20 protein-coding genes are annotated in these 20076 nt (G+C 66.7%); 14 read left to right on the top strand and 6 right to left on the bottom strand.

The features are described from left to right. Window positions 1-7 precede the first annotated feature (7 nt). The 4 genes from AC3WJE_RS08310 to AC3WJE_RS08295 all read left to right on the top strand — a co-directional run bounded on the left by AC3WJE_RS08310 (window position 8) and on the right by AC3WJE_RS08295 (window position 3518). Window positions 8-613: a GNAT family N-acetyltransferase gene (locus tag AC3WJE_RS08310; protein WP_493730309.1), complete on the top strand. Its 606-nt coding sequence runs from the start codon at window positions 8-10 to the stop codon at window positions 611-613. Continuing rightward, complete coding sequence (locus AC3WJE_RS08305; RefSeq protein ID WP_493730308.1) at window positions 610-1500, top strand: carbon-nitrogen hydrolase family protein; 891 nt, start codon at window positions 610-612, stop codon at window positions 1498-1500. Before AC3WJE_RS08310 ends, AC3WJE_RS08305 begins: the two co-directional genes overlap by 4 nt. Before the next feature lie 91 nt (window positions 1501-1591). Then, a complete protein-coding gene (gltX, locus tag AC3WJE_RS08300; protein WP_493730307.1) occupies window positions 1592-2998 on the top strand; it encodes a glutamate--tRNA ligase in 1407 nt (468 codons plus the stop codon). A 22-nt stretch (window positions 2999-3020) separates the two neighbouring features. Continuing rightward, on the top strand, window positions 3021-3518 hold the full coding sequence (locus AC3WJE_RS08295) for a transcriptional repressor (protein ID WP_493730306.1): 498 nt from the start codon (window positions 3021-3023) through the stop codon (window positions 3516-3518). A 78-nt stretch (window positions 3519-3596) separates the two neighbouring features. On the opposite strand, the gene AC3WJE_RS08290 is transcribed toward AC3WJE_RS08295, so the two are convergent. Together AC3WJE_RS08290 and AC3WJE_RS08285 are read right to left on the bottom strand one after the other, a co-directional pair. Further along, on the bottom strand, window positions 3597-4835 hold the full coding sequence (locus AC3WJE_RS08290; RefSeq protein WP_493730305.1) for an MFS transporter: 1239 nt from the start codon (window positions 4833-4835) through the stop codon (window positions 3597-3599). Window positions 4836-5266: 431 nt separating this feature from the next. Beyond that, entirely contained in the window at window positions 5267-7306 is a 2040-nt protein-coding gene (locus AC3WJE_RS08285; RefSeq protein ID WP_493730304.1) for a TonB-dependent receptor, read from the bottom strand. Between the two features lie 157 nt (window positions 7307-7463). On the opposite strand from AC3WJE_RS08285, the gene AC3WJE_RS08280 reads away from it, so the two are divergent. Both AC3WJE_RS08280 and AC3WJE_RS08275 read left to right on the top strand, forming a co-directional pair. Further along, window positions 7464-7877: a MerC domain-containing protein gene (locus tag AC3WJE_RS08280; RefSeq protein WP_493730303.1), complete on the top strand. Its 414-nt coding sequence runs from the start codon at window positions 7464-7466 to the stop codon at window positions 7875-7877. Window positions 7878-8055: 178 nt separating this feature from the next. Continuing rightward, window positions 8056-8235, top strand: coding sequence for a 30S ribosomal protein THX (locus tag AC3WJE_RS08275; protein WP_493730302.1), 180 nt, complete (start codon window positions 8056-8058; stop codon window positions 8233-8235). Between the two features lie 267 nt (window positions 8236-8502). On the opposite strand, the gene AC3WJE_RS08270 is transcribed toward AC3WJE_RS08275, so the two are convergent. From AC3WJE_RS08270 to AC3WJE_RS08260, 3 genes are read right to left on the bottom strand one after another with little or no spacing between them, the layout of a single operon-like run. Then, window positions 8503-9768 (bottom strand): alkaline phosphatase family protein, encoded by a 1266-nt coding sequence (locus AC3WJE_RS08270; protein WP_493730301.1) that lies wholly within the window; start codon window positions 9766-9768, stop codon window positions 8503-8505. A 54-nt stretch (window positions 9769-9822) separates the two neighbouring features. Further along, the gene (locus AC3WJE_RS08265) at window positions 9823-10344 is read right to left on the bottom strand and encodes a methylated-DNA--[protein]-cysteine S-methyltransferase (RefSeq protein ID WP_493730300.1); all 522 of its coding nucleotides are present in this window, start codon (window positions 10342-10344) and stop codon (window positions 9823-9825) included. Continuing rightward, window positions 10341-11807, bottom strand: a complete 1467-nt coding sequence (locus AC3WJE_RS08260; protein WP_493730299.1) for a DNA-3-methyladenine glycosylase 2 family protein — start codon at window positions 11805-11807, stop codon at window positions 10341-10343. Before AC3WJE_RS08260 ends, AC3WJE_RS08265 begins: the two co-directional genes overlap by 4 nt. 137 nt (window positions 11808-11944) lie before the next feature. Here AC3WJE_RS08260 and AC3WJE_RS08255 point away from each other — a divergent pair, with 137 nt between their 5' ends. From AC3WJE_RS08255 to ubiM, 6 genes are all read left to right on the top strand, one after another. Continuing rightward, on the top strand, window positions 11945-13021 hold the full coding sequence (locus AC3WJE_RS08255) for a COG3904 family protein (RefSeq protein ID WP_493730298.1): 1077 nt from the start codon (window positions 11945-11947) through the stop codon (window positions 13019-13021). A gap of 113 nt (window positions 13022-13134) precedes the next feature. Beyond that, the gene (locus AC3WJE_RS08250) at window positions 13135-13356 is read left to right on the top strand and encodes a hypothetical protein (RefSeq protein ID WP_493730297.1); all 222 of its coding nucleotides are present in this window, start codon (window positions 13135-13137) and stop codon (window positions 13354-13356) included. A gap of 120 nt (window positions 13357-13476) precedes the next feature. Next, window positions 13477-14004, top strand: coding sequence for a DUF4019 domain-containing protein (locus AC3WJE_RS08245; RefSeq protein ID WP_493730296.1), 528 nt, complete (start codon window positions 13477-13479; stop codon window positions 14002-14004). 84 nt (window positions 14005-14088) lie between these two features. Continuing rightward, window positions 14089-14439, top strand: a complete 351-nt coding sequence (locus AC3WJE_RS08240; RefSeq protein WP_493730295.1) for a FlxA-like family protein — start codon at window positions 14089-14091, stop codon at window positions 14437-14439. Window positions 14440-14601: 162 nt separating this feature from the next. Continuing rightward, window positions 14602-14994, top strand: coding sequence for an MAPEG family protein (locus AC3WJE_RS08235; RefSeq protein WP_493730294.1), 393 nt, complete (start codon window positions 14602-14604; stop codon window positions 14992-14994). A gap of 64 nt (window positions 14995-15058) precedes the next feature. Beyond that, window positions 15059-16240, top strand: a complete 1182-nt coding sequence (gene ubiM / locus AC3WJE_RS08230) for a 5-demethoxyubiquinol-8 5-hydroxylase UbiM (RefSeq protein ID WP_493730293.1) — start codon at window positions 15059-15061, stop codon at window positions 16238-16240. Between the two features lie 101 nt (window positions 16241-16341). Here the strand turns inward: ubiM and AC3WJE_RS08225 are convergent, their stop codons facing one another. Beyond that, window positions 16342-16560 carry an RNA-binding S4 domain-containing protein gene (locus AC3WJE_RS08225; protein WP_493730292.1) on the bottom strand — a complete coding sequence of 73 codons (219 nt, stop codon included), beginning with the start codon at window positions 16558-16560 and terminating at the stop codon, window positions 16342-16344. Between the two features lie 386 nt (window positions 16561-16946). Here AC3WJE_RS08225 and AC3WJE_RS08220 point away from each other — a divergent pair, with 386 nt between their 5' ends. Then, window positions 16947-18935, top strand: coding sequence for a DEAD/DEAH box helicase (locus AC3WJE_RS08220; protein ID WP_493730291.1), 1989 nt, complete (start codon window positions 16947-16949; stop codon window positions 18933-18935). A 152-nt stretch (window positions 18936-19087) separates the two neighbouring features. Continuing rightward, window positions 19088-19810, top strand: a complete 723-nt coding sequence (locus tag AC3WJE_RS08215) for a pseudouridine synthase (protein ID WP_493730290.1) — start codon at window positions 19088-19090, stop codon at window positions 19808-19810. Window positions 19811-20076: the final 266 nt, after the last annotated feature.

Genomic DNA, 20076 nt, shown 5'->3' with positions numbered 1-20076 from the left:
CCGCGGCATGTCCTCACTGCCTGCCATCACCGCACTGCGCGGCCCCGAGATTGCCCCTTTCCTCGACGACGTCGCGCGTCTGCGCATCGCGGTGTTTCGCGACTGGCCCTATCTGTACGAAGGCGATCTGGCCCACGAACGTGACTATCTGGCGGCCTACGCGGGCTCGCCGGACAGCGTGTTCGTGCTGGCGCGTGATGGTGATGCGGTAGTCGGCGCTTCCACCGGCCTGCCGCTGCTCGACGATACCGTGGCGTTCCGCCAGCCGTTCCTCGACGCGGGTCTGGACCCGGCCCCGGTCTTTTACTTCGGCGAATCGATACTGCTGCCGGCGTATCGCAGACGTGGGGTGGGACACGCCTTCTTCGATGCGCGCGAGGCGCATGCGCGCCAGCTCGGACGCTTCGCCACCACCGCGTTCTGCGCGGTTGATCGCGATGGCGACGATCCACGTCATCCGCCCGGCCACCGCGGCAACGAGGCGTTCTGGCACAAGCGCGGCTACGAGCGCCAGCCGGGCCTGAGCATGCGCCTGCATTGGGATGAGATCGGTCGTGGCGAGGTCGAACACGTCCTGACATTCTGGACTCGCGTGCTGGAACCCTCCGCATGAAAGTCGCCGTCGCCAAGTATCCCGTCGGCCAGCCAACCGATTTCACCGCCTTCGCCGAGAAGCAGAGCGCGTTGCTGACCGAGGCCGCGCACGCCGGCGCGCGGTTGGCGGTATTGCCCGAGTACCTGTCGCTGGAACTGGCCGCTACCTTCGGTCTGCCGGTGTTTGCCGACCTGCAAGCCTCGCTGGCGGCGACCCAGCAGCGTCACGCCGACTACCTTGTGCTGTTCGCGAATCTGGCGCGGCAGCTCGATCTGCACATCGTCGCCGGCAGCTTCCTGCTGGCGGTGGGCGAGGGCCGCTATCGCAACCGTGGCTACTGGTTCACGCCGGATGGGCGCCATGGCTGGCAGGACAAGCTGCAACTGACCGGCTTCGAGAAGAACACCGGCGTGATCGAGGGCGGCGACGCGCTCAAGGTGTTTGAAGCCGACAACGTGCGTGCCGGGATTTCGATCTGCTACGACAGCGAGTTCCCGCTGCCGGTGCGCGCGCAGGTCGAGGCCGGTGCACGCCTGCTGGTCGTGCCCAGTTGCACCGACACCGTCGCCGGCGCTACCCGTGTACAGGTCGGCTGCCTGGCGCGTGCGCTGGAGAACCGGATGTTCGTGGCGCAGTCGGTCACTGCCGGCCTGGCCGAATGGAGCCCGGCGCTGGACGTGAACACCGGCGAGGCTGCGCTGTATGCGCCGATGGACGTTGGCCTGCCTGCCGATGGCGTGCTGGCGCGCACCGCAGGCGGGCAGGTCTGGGCAATCGCCGAACTCGATTTCGACGCCCTGGAAGCCAGCCGCGCCCGTGCCCAGGTCGCCAACGACCGTGACTGGTATGGCCAACTTCAGCCGGAATTGCAGCGGGCGCGGCTGGAATTGCTCGATCGGCCCTGACGCCCGCAAAGTGGGGGCGTACGGCGCCACGCCGGCAGGGCGGGCGCGGGCCGGGTAAAATTGACCGGATTTCCGTCTTCACGAGCGTTCCATGACCTGCCGCACCCGCTTCGCCCCCAGTCCCACCGGTTATCTGCACATCGGCGGCGCCCGCACCGCGCTGTACTGCTGGCTGGAGGCGCGCCACCGTGGCGGCGAATTCGTGCTGCGGATCGAGGACACCGACCGCGAGCGCAGCACCCAGGCCGCGATCGACGCGATCCTGGAGGCGATGGACTGGCTGGGCCTGGATTACAACGAAGGCCCGATCTACCAGACCCAGCGCATCGACCGCTACAAGCAAGTGGCCGAGACGCTGCTCGCCGAGGGTAAGGCCTATTACGCCTACGAGACCCGCGAGGAGCTCGACGCCATGCGCGAGGCCGCCATGGCCAGGCAGGAGAAGCCGCGTTACAACGGCGCCGCGCGCGAGCAGAACCTGCCGTACCGCGATGATCCGAACCGGGTGATCCGCTTCAAGAACCCGCTCGACGGCGTGGTCGCCTTCGACGACCTGATCAAGGGCCGCATCGAGATCGCCAACAGCGAGCTCGACGACATGGTGATCTTCCGCCCGGACGGCTACCCGACCTACAACTTCGCGGTGGTGGTGGACGATTGGGACATGCGCATCACCGAGGTGATCCGCGGCGACGACCACATCAACAACACCCCGCGCCAGATCAACATCTATGAAGCGCTGGGCGCGGTGGTGCCGAAGTTCGCGCACATGCCGATGATCCTCGACGAGCAGGGCGCCAAGCTGTCCAAGCGCACCGGCGCGGCCGACGTGATGCAGTACAAGGACGCCGGTTACCTGCCGCACGCGCTGATCAACTACCTGGCGCGGCTGGGCTGGTCGCATGGCGATCAGGAGCTGTTCTCGGGCCAGGAGTTGATCGACCTGTTCGACGTGAAGGACGTCAATTCCAAGGCCGCGCGCCTGGACATGGCCAAGCTTGGCTGGGTCAACCAGCACTATCTCAAGAGCGACGATCCGGCCGCGATTGCGCCGCAACTGGTCTACCAGTTGCAGAAGCTCGGCCTGGACGTGGCCGCCGGCCCGGCCCCGGTCGACGTGGTGATCGCCCTGCGCGAGCGCGTGCAGACCCTGAAGGAAATGGCCGAGAAGGCCACGGTCTGGTACCAGCCGCTGGAGACCTACGACGAGGCAGCCGTCGCCAAGCACCTCAAGGCCGGCGCCGATGTCGCGCTGGGCAAGGCGCGCGAACTGCTGGCCGCGCAGCCGCAATGGACCGTCGAAAGCGTGTCCGCCGCGCTGCATGACACCGCCGCCGCGCTGGAGCTGGGCATGGGCAAGGTCGCCCAGCCGCTGCGCGTGGCGATCACCGGCACCCAGGTCAGTCCTGACATTTCCCATACCGTCTATCTGGCCGGTCGCGACGAGGCCTTGAAACGCATCGACGCGGCGCTTATCAAGGTCAGTACGGCGGCCTGAGCCGTCCCGATTCGAGGTCACCATGCCCGCCAAATCCGCCAAGCACAGCTGCACCGATCCCCACCATCACGTCGATAGTGCCGATGCGTTCGTCCAGGCGGTGGAGCGCGCGAGCATCGAGCGCGGCCTGCGACTGACTCCGATCCGCGCCAACGTGCTGCGGTTGATCGCCGACGCCGGCAAGCCGGTGAAGGCGTATGAGCTGCTGGAATGGGTCCGCGAAGGCAAGGGCGTCGGCGCCGATGCCCCGCCGACGGTGTATCGGGCGCTGGATTTCCTGATGGCCAATGGTTTCGTGCACAAGCTCGAATCGGTCAACGCGTTCGTCGCCTGCCACCATCCCAACAGCCTGCAGCACTCGGTGCCGTTCCTGATCTGCGACCGCTGCCATAACGCGGTCGAACTGGAAGATCGCGAGGTTGTGGCCCAGCTCGACGCCCGCGCCAAGGCGCTGGGCTTCCACCCGCAGGCGCAGACGCTGGAAGTGCACGGCCTGTGCGCGAAGTGCGCTGAGGCCTAGCTCGTTCCCTTCTCCCGCGAGCGGGAGAAGGGAAGGGCGCGAGCGGCGTGCAGTCCATAGGGGCGCCGCCGGAATCTCTCAGGCCATCGCCACCGCTCGCGTGATCTTGGCTTCCCGGATCGGCAGATTGACCAACGCCGCGAGCAGCGCCAGCACCATGTCGGCGTACCACATCCACGTGTAGTCGCCGAACTTCTCCAGCGCCACGCCGCCGAGCCACGCGCCGAAGAAGCCGCCTAGCTGGTGCGAAAGCAGCGTCAGGCCGAACAGCGTGCCGAGGTAGCGCGGGCCGAACAGCTTGCCGACCAGACCCGCGGTCGGCGGCACCGTCGCCAGCCAGGTGAAGCCGAGCGCGGCAGCGAACAGGTAGAAGGTCAGCGGCGTCGGCGGTGCCAGCAGGTAAAGCCCGATCAGCACCGCGCGGCTGGTGTAGATCACCAACAGCAGCCACTTCATCCGGAAGCGCTCGCCGAGCTTGCCGACCACCAGACTGCCGGCGACGTTGAACAGACCGATCAGCGCGATCGACGCGGCCGACACGCTGGGCGACAGCCCGCACAGCGCCACTTCGCCCGGCAGGTGGGTGACCAGGAAGGCGATGTGCAGGCCGCAGGTAAAGAAACCCAGATGCAGGCACCAGTAGCTGCGGTCGCGCAGTGCGATGCGCAGCTGCGCGCGCAGGCCGCCATCGGGCTGTGGCAGATGCGCGGCAACGGGTTCGCGCCGCTTGCCACGCAGCGGCCACGCCAGCGGCAGGGTCAGCAGTGAAAGTGCCGCCAGCCCGGTCATCGCCATCGCCCAACCGGCGGCGCCGATCGTGAACTGCACCAGCGGCGCAAGCAGGAACTGTCCGAGTGAGCCACCGGCGTTGATGATGCCGGCGGCGAAGGAGCGCTTCTCCGGCGCCATCCGATGTGCGGTGGCGCCGATCAGTACCGAGAAACTGCCGGCGCCGGCACCCGCGGCGGCGAGCAGGCCCAGGCTGAAGATCAGTCCCCATTCGCCGGGCATCAGCGGTGTCAGGCCGAGACCGAGCGCCAGCAGCAGGCCGCCGCCGACCAGCACCGGCAGTGGCCCGCGTTGATCGGCGAGGGCGCCGAACAGCGGCTGCACCGCACCCCAGACGAACTGTCCGATCGCCAGCGCGAAACTGATCGCGGCGATGCCGACACCGGTGTCGCGATGGATCGGATCGACGAACAGCCCGGTGGTCTGGCGCGCACCCATCGTCAGCATCAGCACCGCCGAAGCGGCGATGAGCAGGCCCCAATGGTTGGCCGGGCGAGTTGCGCCGGTATCGTTTGGCAGCGAACTCATGCCGCTGCTCCGGTACGCAGCGCTTGATCCACTCGATATGGACGCGTGGTCCAACGCATGGCACGACGCAGATGGAAGCAGGTGCAACGGCGAGGGCTGTCGGACATGACGGTAAGCGGTTTGGGGTGCTCGATGGTAGGTGCATATGCATGGAACTGACCAGATTGCCGCACGCGCACTCTTTACGTTTGCGAGGCCGAGTGGCATTCCCAAAAAACTCACCACCGTCATCCCCGCGCAGGCGGGGGTCCAGGGACTTTCGAGCCGTTCGCAGCAACGTCCATGGGCTCCCGCCTTCGCGGGAGCGACGGTAGAGGGATCATTGCGATCGTCGAGGTAGGGAACATTCCCTGAGAAGAAATACCGAAGCAACGCGCAAAAAAAAGCCGCCCCGAAGGGCGGCCAGGTACTCCAGCCAAACCGGACTGCGATCAGAAGAACAACCGCACACCGAACGAGTAATTGCGGCCCGGCAGCATCACGTCGTCCTTGAGGAACGAGGTGTGCACGCGTGCGTCCTGATTGGTGAGGTTGTTGCCGTCCAGGAACACTTCCCATGCGGTGTTGCCGTGATCGATGTGGTAGGCCACGTGCGCATCCACCATCGTGTAGCCGGCGGTGGGCGTCTCGCCCTCGGCGACCTTGTCCTGCTTGTTGACGCGGGTGGCGCCCAGCGAGGCGCGCCAGGCGTTGTTTTCCCAGCGCAGCTGCGTGCCCAGGCGCGAAGGTGCGATGCGCGGCAGGTTGCCGCCGTCCTTCAAGCGTGCGCGCACGGTGTCGCCGAACACGTGCAGATCCCAGGCGCCGCTGTCGTTGTTGGCCAGGTGGAAGGTCGCTTCGCCCTCGAAGCCGTGGAAGATCGCGTCGGCCTGCGTCCACTGGCGGATCGGCAGGTACTCGTCTTCCTCGTCGAAGTACCACTGGTTGCCGGTGTCGACCAGATAGATGAAGTCGTTGTAGCGGTTGTAGTAGGCAGAAACCTTCGCGTCGACCCAATCGTTCTGGTAGCTCAGGCCCAGCTCGGCCTGGTTGGCGGCTTCCTTCTTCAGGTCGGCGTTGCCGATCTCGTAGGCGAGCGTGGCGATGTGCGGGCCGTCGGCGAACAGTTCTTCCTCGGCGGGCGCGCGTTCGGCGTGGTCGAGGTTGAGGGTCAGGCGCCAGTTTTCATTGAAGCGCCAGCCACCGCTGAGCGAGACGCTGCCCGGATGGAAATCGCGCGAGATGCCGGTCTCGGTCTTGTACTTGACCTGGTCCACGCGCGCACCGAGATCGACCTGCAGTGGGCCCCAGCTGTTGCGGGCCACGCCGAATACGCCGATCGCGGTGTTGTCCGTCTTGGGCACGAACGATTCCTCGCCGACCGCCTGGAAGGTCGAGTCGCTGCCCTGCACGCCGATCGCGGTCTTCCAGCCATTGTCGGCGGCGAAAGACGCCTCGATGCGGCCTTCGTTGGCGCGCTTGCTGAACACCGTGCCGACCTCGTCGCCCTCGAACTCGGTGTGCGAATAGTCGGTGTGGCCGAAGCTGTAGCGCAGGCCGCTGCCTTCGCCCCACGGATCGTTCAGACCCCCCTTCAACTCGTAGCGATCCTGCTGCATGTGCAGCCATACGCCACGCTCGCCCGCAGCGCGGTCACCCGGCTCGCCGGGATTGCCGTAGTTGTCGCGGAAGCGCGAGGCCGACACGCCGACAAAACCCCAGTCACCGGCCAGCGAAGCGCCGACCGAGCCGGATTTGGTGTCGATGAAGGAGTTCTCCTGCTTGCCTTGCGGCGTGTCGTAATCCTTCTGATTGCGATAGACGCCGTCGGCATGGATCGACAATCCGCTGCCGTTGCCGGCATCGACGCGGAACATGTCGGTGTTGCCGTTCTTGTCGCCGCCGTCGAAGCGCATTTCGGCACGGCCGTTGAAGCCGTCCACCGGGGTTTCGGCGATGCGGCCATCGACCACGTTGACCACGCCACCGATCGCGCCGGAGCCATACAGCAGCGTGGACGGGCCCTTCAGCACCTCGATCTGGTCGGCCAGGAACGGCTCGACCGCCGGTGAATGGTCCTGGCTGACGGTGGAGACGTCCTGCGAGGACAGCCCATCGTTGAGCACCGCCACGCGTGGGCCGTCCAGGCCACGGATGATCGGGCGACCGACGCCGGGGCCGAAGTTCGAACTCTGCACGCCGGGCAGGCCGGCAACGGTTTCGCCCAGGCTGGAGGCGCGGGCTTCGTCGAGCTTCTCACCGGCCAGCACCTCGACCGGACGGCTCAGCTCGGCAGCGGTATCGCGCAGCGGGCTGGCGGTCACCACGACGCGGTCGAGATCCTTCACGTGACGGCCCGCAGCGGGCTTGGCGTCGTGCTTCGGATCGGAACTGGGCGGGCTCTGCAGATCGTCGACGGCGAGCGCCAGGCTGGGCGTCAGCAGGACGGCGAGGGCAAGGCAGAGCGGGGTGCGGCGGGGAGATGAGGTCATAAGGGCAAGGTCCAATCTATTGTTACTTTGTATCATTGTGACGCCAAGCCAAACGGTCGCGGCGCCAATGGGTGATCCGGCGTGGAGCGAGGGGGAGATACGAGGAATTGAATGTTATATTATTCCAATCGCTACTTCACCGTCCCTGCTGGAAGTCATGCAACTGCCCGTTTCGCTGCGCCGCCTTCTCGACCGCTTCGGCGCCACTGGTTCACTGCTGTGTGCGGTGCATTGCGCGGTGCTGCCGTTGGCGCTGGCCTTGGCGCCCTCGCTGGGCCTGTCGTTCTGGCTGGGTGACGCCGTGGAGTACACGATCGTGGTGTTCGTGACCCTGCTGGGGCTGTTCAGCCTGTTGCTGGGCTATCGCCGCCACCACACGACACGGGCGCTGGTGCTGTTGCTGCCGGGGCTGGCGGCGTTGTGGCTGGGCATCCTGTATGCGCCGCTGCACCACGCGGCCGTGCCGCACGCGGTGGTCATGACCTTGGGCGGCACGCTGGTAGCGGTGGCGCATCTGGTGAACCTGCGGCTGAATCACAGCCACGTTCACGACGCCAGTTGCGCGCATTAGGACCTATTACTCGCAGCTGAGCGGGGCGTGCGTCCTGTGGGGCTGCGCAGGGACTTGATGGCACGCGTTGGAAGCGACGTGATAGGCTTCCCGGCCTTGCGCGAGGGGGCTGAACAGCCTGCCTCGCCGGACCCGTGTCCGCACGGGGTTTTCGTAATCACATTGAGGAGTCGATGACATGGGTAAGGGTGACCGCAGAACCGCCAAGGGCAAGCGCTACAACGCCAGCTACGGCAACGCACGCTCGCACAGCGTGAGCAAGGTGGCCGTGGGCGCAGGTGCGCCGGTCGCCAAGAAGACCGTGGTCAAGGCCGCCAAGAAGGCTGTTGCCAAGAAGACGGCGACCAAGGCCGGTTAATTCGGGCTCTGGGCGACAACGGAAAAACGCGGCGCTTGCGCCGCGTTTTTTTATGCCCGGTTCGCGCTGGATGCGGAATACAGATCTGGTTGGAGATCCTGTGGGAGGGACTCTGGGTGGCCTCGGGCCATCAGTCCCGACGCTTTACCGGTACAGCCCGTCGGGACTGATGGCCCGAGGCCACCGAGAGTCCCTCCCACAAGGAAAAACACCGGCACAAGTGATGTGCCGTGCTTTTGTGAGGGACTCAGAAAAAAACCAACTGCCTCAGCGTTCGGTTTGCGCGGACGTGCTGCGCAGGGCCGGCAGCAGCGTCTGCGGGTTGCCGTCGTTCGGTGCGGGGGTGATGCCGAGCAGACGCGTCAGCAGCGGATAGACATCGACGTTGTCGAACGGGGGGAGTTGCTGGCCGACCGCAAACGACGGTCCACGTGCGATGAATACCGCACGCATGGTCGGTAGTGCCGGATCGTAGCCGTGCGAGCCGCGCGGGCGATCGAGTTTGCGTCGGCTCTCGACCTGGGAGCGTGGGATGGCATCCCAGCCTTCATGCATCTGGCACACGATCGAGGGGATGCGTGGATTGCTGCCGTAGTGCCAGCGCGTGGGCAGTTCCTGTTTGCGCCAGCAGTCGTAGTGTTCGTGCGCGCCCAGCAGGCGGGCTTCGGCCTTGGTTTGCTGGCCGGGCAGCGGTTCGATGCCGATCGACTGGCCGACCGAAACCACCTTGGCTTCCTCGATCGGGACCATGTCCTCGACCGCGACCACGTGGTCGGGCTCGACGACCGCCATGCCGTGATCAGAGACGATGATGATGTCGGTGCTGTCCAGCGCGTGCTGGCGTGCCATGCCGGCCAGCAGGCGGCCGATGGCGGTGTCCACCTGGGTGATGGCCTGCGCGTATTCGGGTGATTGCGGGCCGTAGTCGTGACCGGCGTGGTCGACCGGGTCGAAATACAGCGTCAGGAAGCGTGGAGCGTCCGGCCCGGTCAGCGCCAGCCAGCCCAGCACGGTGTCCACGCGCGTCTCCAGCGGTATCGTTCCGTCGAAGATCTGCTGGCGGCTGGGGCGGATCCCCTGGATCGGTGCCTCGCTGCCGGGCCAGGCCCAGGTCGCGCTGCGTATGCCGGCCTTTTCCGCGCCGACCCAGATCGGCTCGCCCCCCCACCAAGCCGCATTGCCAACCGCATCGCGCTTGCTGAGCGTGAACCTGCCCAGTGCCGCGTCGTCCATGCTGTTGTGGACGATGCCATGGTGGTCCGGGCGCAGGCCGGTGACGATCGTGTAGTGGTTGGGGAAGGTCAGCGACGGATAGGACGGGCTCATCCAGCGTGCCCGCACGCCTTCGGCTGCCAGGCGCGAAAGGTTCGGTGACAGGCCGCGATCGAGCATGTCCGCCCGCAAGCCATCGATCGAGATCAGCAGCACCTTGTGCGGTGCAGTTGGTGCGGGCGATGAGGTGACGGGAGCATGGCTGGCGCAGGCGGCCAGCAGCGCGCAGGTGGCCGCGAGGAGGGGGAGTGAGAACTTCATCGCGTCATTTTAAGCGTCACCGGTTACTCATCGAAGACACGCGATGTGGTCGCGTCAGGCGAACAGGTCGGCTGCGTCGGCATGGGCCACGCAGGCGGCGCCTTCCAGTCGCAGCAGCGCCTGCTTGGTCGGCAGGCCACCGCCGAAACCGGTCAGTGCGCCGTCTGCGCCGATCACGCGATGGCACGGCAGCACGATCGGCAGCGGATTGCGGCCGTTGGCGGCACCGACCGCGCGGCTGGCGGACGGGCGGCCGACCCGCTGCGCCAACTGCGCGTAGCTCCAGGTTTCGCCATACGGAATCTGCGCGAGCGTGGTCCACACCTGCACCTGGAACGGCGTGCCGACCGGCGCGAGCGGCAGCTCGAAGCCGGTGCGCTCGCCGCGCAGGTAGTCGAGCAATTGGCGTCGAGCCTCGGCGACCGGGGCGGGATTGTGTTGCCAGCCGTCGCGATCGCGCGCCTCGTGGCGGTTGCGCGGGAACAGGATGTGATGGAGGCGGCCATCGGCGTCGGTGGCCACGGTGAGTGTGCCGATCGGGCTTTCGAAGGCGTCGTAATAGTAGAGGTTGGTCATTGCGGGTTCTCCTTGCGGTCGGTGGCCAAGTGCCACAGGTGCAGCACGGCATAGCTGCGCCAGGGGCGCCAGGCCTGCGAGCGGGCCTCGGTGGCGCGTTCGCTGAGGCGGTCGGGATGGCCGAGCACCTGTTGCAGGATCAGGTCGCCGGCCGGGAAGGCGTCGGGCTGGGCGAGCGCGCGCATGGCGATGTAGTGCGCGGTCCAGGGGCCGATGCCGGGCAGGGCGGTGCAGCGTTCGACGAACTCGGACAGGCGCTGGCCGGCACCGAAATGCAGGCGTTCTTCGGCCACGGCCCGTGCCAGTGCGCGGATCGTCGCGGCGCGGGTGCGCGGCAGTCCGATCTGCTCCAGCGGCGCGTCGGCCAACTGCGTGGGCGTGGGGAAGACGCGATCAAAGCCTTCCGGCATGCCATCGCGACGGTCGCCGTGGCGATCGACCAGCCTGGCTGCCAGTGTCGCCGCGCCGGCCACGCTGACCTGCTGGCCGAGAATCGCGCGCACCGCGACCTCGAAGCCGTCCCAGCCGCCGGGCACACGCAGTCCGGGTCGAAGCGCGATCGCCTCGGCCAATAGCGGTTCCTGCGCGAGCGTGGCGTGGACCGCCTGCAGATCCGCGTCGAGGTCGAACATCCGCCGCACCCGCCGCACGATGTCCGGGATCGCACGCGGATCGGTGGCGCCGATCCGCAGCCGCAGTTCCGGTCGCTTGGGATCGGCGGTGACGTGGATCAGCGTGGATGCGTCGGGCGGGCCGATCACGCGCCGGTAGCCGTCTTCGTCCACCTGTTCGATCCCGGGGATCGCACGTCGGCGCAGGAACGCCAGCATCAGCGGGAAGTCCAGCGGCGGGCGGTAGCCGAGTCGCAGCACCAGTTCGCCACCGGCGATCTCGCCGCGTTCCCGGCGCAGTGCCGAGGGCGGCATCCCGCAGCCTTCCAGGAACGCGGCGTTGAAGCGACGCAGGCTGTTGAAACCGGCCGCGAGCGCGACCTGGGTCACCGGCAGCGCGGTTTCGGTGAGCAGTTGCTTGGCCATCAGCAACCGGCGCGTGGCATGCACCTGCGCCGGAGTGGCGCCGAGCTGCTGCAGGCACTGGCGCTGCAACTGGCGCGCGCTGAGGCCGAGCTGCTGGGCGAGGTCATCGACCGAGCGTTCCTGCAGGAACCCCTCGGCGACCAGCCCCAGCGCGCGCTGCACAGTTTCCTCGCCGAGGTGCTGCTGCGCCTGCGGCGACAGCTCGGGCCGGCAGCGCAGGCATGGCCGATAGCCGGCGGCGCTGGCTGCGGCCGCACTCGGGTAATACGTGATGTTGCCGGGCTTGGGTGGCGGCGCCGGGCACACCGGCCGGCAGTAGATGCCGGTGCTCTTCACCGCGGTGAAGAACAGGCCATCGAAACGCGCATCGCGCGCCAGCCGGGCGCGGTCGCATTGTTCGGAGTCGGGTAGGCGGTTCGGGAGCATGGGGCCAGTCTAGGCGCTTGCCAGGAGGTTGGCTGGCCGTTTTCGGACATCAATGTTGCGGTTCAAGCCATGTTGGCCTGGTGCCGTGCCGGACGCCCTAGACTGTAAGGACTTTCCCTATTCCGTCCGTGTTTTCGATGCAGAAGCTCTGCTGGTTGTTCGTTTTGGGCCTGCCGTTGCTGGCCGCCTGCCACCGGCCCGAGCCGGTGTTGGCGCCGGTCGTCGCGCAGACCACGCCAGCCGCCGATGGCGACCATATGGTGTCGGTGGATGCGCCGCCACCGGCACCGGCGCCGCACAAGCCGGTGCGGCGGGACGAGGTGTGGCCCGAGGTGCAGCTCGATGCCGGCAACGCCTGGGTGGGTTGCGCGACCGATTACACCGCCGAGGGCGGCGACGGCCAGCCGCTGAAGGCGCTGGACAAGGCCTCGATCGAGGCAGTGATGAAGCCATGCCAGGATGCCGGACTGGTGCGTGTGCGCTACTCCGGCAAGATCAACCCGAGTTTCGCCGAACTGATGGGCCGGCTGGCGCAGGTCGCCGACGGGTTGCACCTGCAACGGCGCATCCTCGATCTGGATTCCAGCGGTGGCCAGGTCGAGGCGGCGATCCGCGCCGGCGATTCGATCGGCGCCTCGCACTGGACGATCTGGGTGCGTGAGGGCTCGATCTGCCACAGCGCCTGCGTATTCGTGCTCGCCGCCGGCGACAACCGCCTGATCGCCGGCAAGATCGGCATCCACCGGATGATGCGGATCAGTTCCAAGGCGACCTCGCGTGCCGAACTGCGCGACGAACTGCAGCAGGTCTACGGCAACGTGAAGGACTATCTGGAGCGCAACGGCGTGGCGGTGGCGATCGCCGATCTGATGATGACGGTGCCCAATCGCAGCCTGCGCCTGCTCACGCCCGAGGAACTGCACGAGTACGGCCTGGATGGCACCAACGCCGTGCAGGACGACCTGGATCGCATCCGGCTGATGCGCGAATGCGGCGACGATTTCGTTCGGCGCAAGGACGCGTTCCTGGTCGCGTTCGACCAGCAATGCAAGCGCCAGGGCGAGGAACTGGAGGCGGTCAATGCCTGTGGCCAGGCGTTGAAGGAGCAGTTCGGGTTCCCGGATCCGGCCTGTCCGGAGGAAAGCCCGCTGTCGGAGAACGACGCGGCCGCGCTGCTGCCGCAGCAACACATCAAGGATGTCTCCAGGTCCTGAGCGGGCATGCTCGCGCTACGGTTTCACGCTGGGGTTTCACGCCGGCCCTACCGGCATCTGCCTATCGTCGCATCGGCACTGAGGGGAAGGTGATGCGGGGTAGGCAGGCAGCGATGGTACGGGCCTACGCCTGGCCGGCAGCGTGGATATTGGCGGGCTTCGTGCTGGCCGAGATCCTGCAGCGGGTTGCCGTATCGACGGATACGCACTGGCCGGCCGTGGTCGCGGTCTGGCTGAGCCTGCTGGCGTTGCTGGCCGGCACGGTGCGTGCCCTGCAGGTGAGCTGGCGATTCTGGCGAGCGCGGCCGACGGCCCCAACCGGCGACGAGGATTGAGTGGCCGCACGCCTTGTCTCGACACGCCTCAGGTGGCTTCGCACTCATGAAAAAGTGCATGACACGCTCTAGACTCGCCATCCGACACGACACGGCTTTCCAGGAAAGGAACCTTTCGCCATGTATCGCAACGCATTGTTGTTCGCTTCGCTCTCGTTGGCCGCTTCGCTCGCGCACGCGCAGCAGCCGGCACCCGCGGCAACTACGGCGCGTCCCGCCGCCGCACCCGCCGCGCCCGCCGCGCCCGCATTGACGCCGGCCCAGCAGGCGCAACTGGCCAAGCAGAACGCCGAGATGAGCCAGGCCGCGCTGCAGGCAGCGCAGATGGTCGACGCCAACCAGACTGGCCAGCTCTGGGACGGGGCGTCGGTGGTGGCGAAGAAAGCGGTGACCCGCGACGTCTTCGTCAGGCAGGTCGGTAGCGAGCGGACCCGCCTGGGCGCGCTGGCCGGGCGCGGCGCGGGCACCGTGACGCGGGTGAAGTACGCGGCGGGCGCGCAGGTGCCGGAAGGCCTCTACGTCAATGTCAGCTTCCCCACGCGCTTCGCCAATGCCCCGCAGCCGGTACGCGAGCTGGTGTCGTTCCGGCTGGACGAGGACAACGTCTGGCGCCTGGCCGGCTACAGCCTGCGCATGCCCAGCAACTGAGTTTCGCTGGCTTCCCCTAAGGTTTCGCGTGTTCTTGCCGATAGGGCGGGAGCACGCTGCCGTGCGTCGATCAGGGATGTTCAGATGTCCATCGCGATTTCCTCGGTGACCACCAGTGTCGCCATCAGCTCGGCGGGGAGCGGTGCCAGCGGCGCGCAGACGATCGACAAGCTCAATCGCCAGATTGAAAAACTGACGAGTCAGGCGAAGGATCTGTCGGAGGAGGCCGCCAACGCCAGCAGCGATGACGAGCGCCAGAGCATCCAGCAGCAACAGGAGATGATCCAGGCGCAGATCGCGGTCCTGCAGGCGCAGATCGCGCGATTGCAGAACGCGCAGACGCAGGAGACGCAGACCTCCAGCGCCACGCAAGGCACCACGGCGGAGGGCGTGAACAGCGCCACGGAAGACAACAGGATCGATGTCTACGTTTGACCGGTGAGGCAGCGCCCGGTGCCCCGGCACAGCGTGTTCCGGGCAGTGGGCACTGGAGCGGGACTGCAGTCCGATCAGTGTCGCCCGATGCGGCAAGCCCGTTTGCTATCGTGCGCAGCGCGTCCATTCTCGGGACGCGCCGCGAGAACGAGGAGTCTGAAGATGGGCATCGAACTTCGCATGCTGGCCTGGGCGATCGTGCTTGGCATCGTGCAGTTGCTGATCGCCGCCAATGGCGCCACGGCCCAGCGTGGCCTGAAATGGAATGCCAGCGCCCGTGACGGTACGTTCCCGCCGCTGGAAGGCGTGGCGGCACGACTGGATCGCGCATTCCGCAACTTCCTCGAAACTTTTCCGTTCTTCGCCGCCGCGGTGCTCGGCTTGGTCGCGATGCAGCGCGCGGGCGACTGGTCGGCGCTGGCGGTGCAGTTGTATTTCTGGGCACGCGTGCTCTACGTGCCGTTGTATGCGGCCGGCGTACCGTATGTGCGCAGTCTGGTGTGGGTGGTGTCGATGTCGGGTATCGCGATCCTGGTGGTCCTGATGCTGATCTGAGCGCACGGACGGCGCCATTGTGCAGCGGCGTAGACTGGCGGCTCGGATCAACGCAGGAGCGGACATGCAGCATGTCGATGTCGCCGTGATCGGGGCCGGGCCCGCCGGGCTGAGCTTTGTGCGTTCGCTGGCCGGGAGTGGCCTGTCGGTCGCCCTGATCGAGCAGCAGGATCGACGGCATCTGGCCGATCCGGCGTTCGACGGCCGCGAAATCGCGCTGACCCATGCCTCGCGCCAGTTGATGGCACGGCTTGGTCAGTGGTCGCGGATTCCTGCTGGCGAGGTATCGCCACTGTGCGATGCGCGGGTGATGAACGGCTCATCGCCATTCGCACTGACCTTCGCCGCGGATGCGGGCGAGAAGGGGGAGTTGGGCTGGCTGGTGCCCAATCACCTGATCCGTCGTGCCGCCTGGGAGACAGTGCAGGGGCAGGACGGTCTGGAGATCATCGACAACGCGACGCTGTCGGCGGTGCAGACCGCGAGCGATGGCGTCACGCTCATGCTGGCCGACGGAACGAACTTGTCGGCACGCTTGCTGGTTGCCGCCGACAGTCGTTTTTCATCAACCCGGCGCCTGCTCGGGATCGGCGCACGCATGCGCGACTTCGGCAAGACCATGCTGGTATGCCGGATGCGTCACGAACGACCACATCACCACGCCGCATGGGAGTGGTTCGGCTATGGCCGGACCATGGCGCTGCTGCCGCTGCATGGCGACCGCGCTGGCGCGGTGCTGACGCTTCCGCCACGGCGGGTGGCGGCGCTGATGGCGATGGATGAGGCTGGCTTCAGCGCCGCCATGACCGAGTGTTTCGAAGGGCGGTTGGGCAGGATGGAGCAGGACGGCTCGCGCCACGCCTATCCGCTGGTCGCGGTGTATGCGGAGCGTTTTGTGGGTGAACGCTGCGCGCTGATCGGTGATGCGGCGGTCGGCATGCATCCGGTCACCGCGCACGGCTTCAATTTCGGTCTGCAGGGTCAGGCCCGGCTCGCGAAGGCGATCGTCGAGGCGGCAGCGGCTGGGCGCGATATCGCATCACCGGCCGTGCTGGACAGCTACGAGCGCAGCCACCGGCTGGCGACACGGCCGCTGTACGAGGCCACCAACGCGATCGCCTCGCTGTACACCGACGACCGGTTGCCGGCGCGGCTGCTACGCAGTGGCGCGTTGCGCGCGGCCAGCGTGATGACGCCGTTCCGCAAGGCTATCGCCGCGCACCTGACTCAGCGTGCTGTTGCCTGACTTCGTACTGCGCGGGGGCATCTTGTGGGAGGGACTTCAGTCCCGACGCTTTGCTGGTACCGCCCGTCGGGACTGAAGTCCCTCCCACAGGAGTATCCGGATCAGCCAGCAACCACGCGAATCTCCACCCCCTCAAGGCACACGACCTGTCCAGCCCGGATCTTGGCGGTCTTGCGCAGTTCCACGGCGCCGCCCACGCGCACCGCGCCGCTGGCGACGATCGCCTTGCCCTGGCCGCCGCTGTCGGCAATGCCGGTCAGTTTGAGCAGCAGGTTGAGTTCGACGTAATCGCCGTCCAGTACGAATTCGAGCGTCTGCATGGGCGTGGCATGGCCTGAGCGGGGAGGGCGGCGATTATCCGCCTACTCCCGCTCGAATTCGCGCACTTCCTCCTCGAGCAATGCCTGGGCCCGACGCAGGCTGAAGCCGGTGACAGGGTCTTCCAAGTGGCTGACCAGGCGGGGTTGCGCGAGTAGTGAACGGAGCGCGTAGGTATCCGGGTAGTCGCTTAGTCCACTGAGACTGCATGGGCCGACGATGGGGGCGGTTCGGTCCTGGCAAGAGGCTCACGACGCGATTCGCCGGTGCGGGCGGATCCCCGCACCTGAACGGATTCCCGGGTCCGCTTTCGACAGCAGGCCCGCCAAAGCGCACAATACGCTGTCCTGCGCCCGCCCGTTCGCGGCCGGCGCCTCCCGGAGTTCCCATGTCAAACGAATCCCCCGCGCCGCTGCGCTTTGCAGACCTCGGCCTGAGCGAAGCCGTGATGCGCGCTGTGGCCGAGGTCGGCTACGAGTCGCCGTCGCCGATCCAGGCCGCCACCATCCCGGCCCTGCTGCAAGGCCGCGACGTGCTCGGTCAGGCCCAGACCGGTACCGGCAAGACCGCCGCGTTCGCGTTGCCGGTGCTGTCCAATGCCGACCTGTCCCAGGTCAAGCCGCAGGCGCTGGTGCTGGCGCCGACCCGCGAGCTGGCCATCCAGGTCGCCGAAGCCTTCCAGAAGTATGCCGAGGCCATCCCCGGCTTCCGCGTGTTGCCGGTCTACGGCGGCCAGCCCTACGCCCAGCAGCTGACTGCGCTCAAGCGCGGCGTGCATGTCGTCGTCGGTACCCCCGGCCGCGTCATCGATCACCTGGATCGCGGCACGCTCGATCTGTCCCAGCTCAAGACGCTGGTGCTCGACGAAGCCGACGAAATGCTGCGCATGGGCTTCATCGACGATGTCGAGGCGGTGCTGAAGAAGCTGCCGGAGCAGCGTCAGGTCGCGTTGTTCTCGGCGACCATGCCGCCGGCGATCCGCCGCATCGCACAGACCTACCTGAAGGACCCGGCGGAAGTCACCATCGCCGCCAAGACCACCACCTCGGCCAACATCCGCCAGCGCTACTGGTGGGTGAGCGGTCTGCACAAGCTCGACGCGCTGACCCGGATCCTGGAGGTCGAGCCGTTCGACGGCATGATCATCTTCGCGCGCACCAAGGCCGCGACCGAGGAACTTGCACAGAAGCTGCAGGCGCGTGGTCTGGCTGCCGCCGCGATCAACGGCGACATGCAGCAGGCCCAGCGCGAGCGCACCATCGGCCAGCTCAAGGACGGCAAGCTCGACATCCTGGTCGCCACCGACGTGGCCGCGCGTGGTCTGGACGTGGAGCGCGTCAGCCACGTGCTGAACTACGACATCCCGTACGACACCGAGAGCTACGTCCACCGCGTCGGCCGTACCGGCCGTGCCGGCCGCAGCGGTGAGGCGATCCTGTTCGTCACTCCGCGCGAGAAGGGCATGCTGCGCGCGATCGAGCGCGCCACCCGCCAGCCGATCGAGGAAATGCAGCTGCCGAGCGTGGATGCGGTCAACGACACCCGCATCGCCAAGTTCACCTCGCGCATCAGCGACACCCTGGCCGAGGGAGATATCGAGTTCTATCGCGAGCTGCTGCAGCGCTTCGAGGGCGAGAACAACGTGCCGGCGATCGACATCGCCGCCGCGCTCGCCAAGCTGCTGCAGGGCGACGCGCCGTTCCTGCTGACGCCGCAGGCGCGTGCGCCGCGCCAGGAGCCGGTGGGCGAGCGCACCCCGCGTCGCAATGAACGCCCGGAACGTGCCGAGCGCAGTGAGCGCGGTGAGCGTCCGGCCCGGTTCGAGCCGCGCTTCGAGCGTGCGCCGCGTCCGGCCGCTGCCGCTGAAGCTCCCCGTGAGCCGGGTGCGCAACCGCACGCGGAACGCCAGGGCGGTGATTTCAACTATGAGCGCGATGTCGGCAGCTTCGAGCGTCCGCGTCGTGACAAGGTGGCGCCGCGTGGCGAGCCTGAGTTCGGCATGGAAACCTACCGGATCGAAGTCGGCCACACGCATGGCGTGAAGCCGGCGAACATCGTCGGCGCCATCGCCAACGAGGCCGGGCTGGAAAGCCGCTACATCGGCCGCATCGACATCCATGACGATCATTCGATCCTGGATCTGCCGGCGGAAATGCCGCGTGAGCTGCTGCAGCACCTGAAGAAGGTCTGGGTGTCTGGCCAGCAGCTCCAGATGCGCAAGGTGGACGGCAGCGAAGAGCAGGCACCGCGTGCCGCGTTCAAGCCGAAGTTCGCGCGTGGCGACAAGCCGGCGGGCAAGCCCGCACGCTTCGGCGACAAGCCGGCCGCACCGCATCGCAAGGGTCCGAGCAAGCCCAAGGGGCCGCGCGGTCCGTAATGACGGACAGAGGGCGTCCGGGATTTGGACGCCCTCGCTGTTTTGGTTTTCTGTAGGGGCGGCTTCAGCCGCGATGAGGTCTTCCCGAGGAAGTCCCCATCGCGGCTGAAGCCGCTCCTACAGTTGAGTTCCACGTATTGAGCTTTCAGCTGATGACCACTCGACTCAACAAGCACATCGCCGAGACCGGCTTCTGCTCGCGCCGTGAGGCCGATCGCCTGATCGGCGAGCGCCGCGTCACCGTCAACGGCATCGTCGCGGGTACTGGCGCAGTGGTGGGCGAGGATGACGAAGTACAGGTCGATGGCCAGTCGCTGCGCATCCGTGTGGCGAAGAAACCGGGCGCGCGTCGCCACGTCTACATCGCACTGAACAAGCCGGTCGGGGTCACCTGCACCACCGAGAGTTCGGTGAAGGGCAATATCGTGGACTTCGTCGGTCACGAGCAGCGTATTTTCCCGGTCGGCCGGTTGGACAAGGATTCGGAAGGGCTGATCCTGCTGACCAGCAACGGCAATATCGTCAACGAGATTCTGCGCGCCGAGAATCGTCATCAGAAGGAATATCTGGTGGCGGTCAACAAGCCGGTCACCGACGAGTTCCTGCGCGGGATGGCGCGCGGTGTGCGCATCCATGGCGAGATGACGCTGCCGTGCCGCACGTCGCGGGTTGCCAAGTTCGGTTTCCGGATCGTGCTGGAGCAGGGGTTGAACCGGCAGATCCGGTTGATGGCGTCGGAGTTCGGTTATCGCGTCAATCAGTTGCGTCGGGTGCGTATCGACAACATCAAGTTGGGTGCGCTCAAGCCGGGGCAGTGGCGCAATCTCACCGATGCGGAGTTGCATGGGTTGTTGCCGCAGCGGCAGGATTTTTGAGGGTTGGGTTTGGTTGTTTTCTGCGATGGTTTTGACGTGCCTTCTGCATAATCTTTCCACCGTCATCCCCGCGAAGGCGGGGACCCAGTGACTTTCGCGCGATCTCTCTATCGTCATTCCCGCGAAAGCGGGAATCCATGGACGTTGCTTTTTAGCTTCCTGGCGTTGAAATAGCAGCAACAGCAACTTCAACAGCCAAGGCTTTCGCTCCTTCGGAGCGAGTTACCTTTCTTTGCTCGTGCAAAGAAACGTAACCCAAAGAAACA

It is taken from the genome of Pseudomonas sp. GW821-FHT07E12, assembly GCF_058986605.1.
Note: the sequence above shows the minus strand (reverse complement) of the source record. Positions and strands in the feature narration are given on the sequence as shown.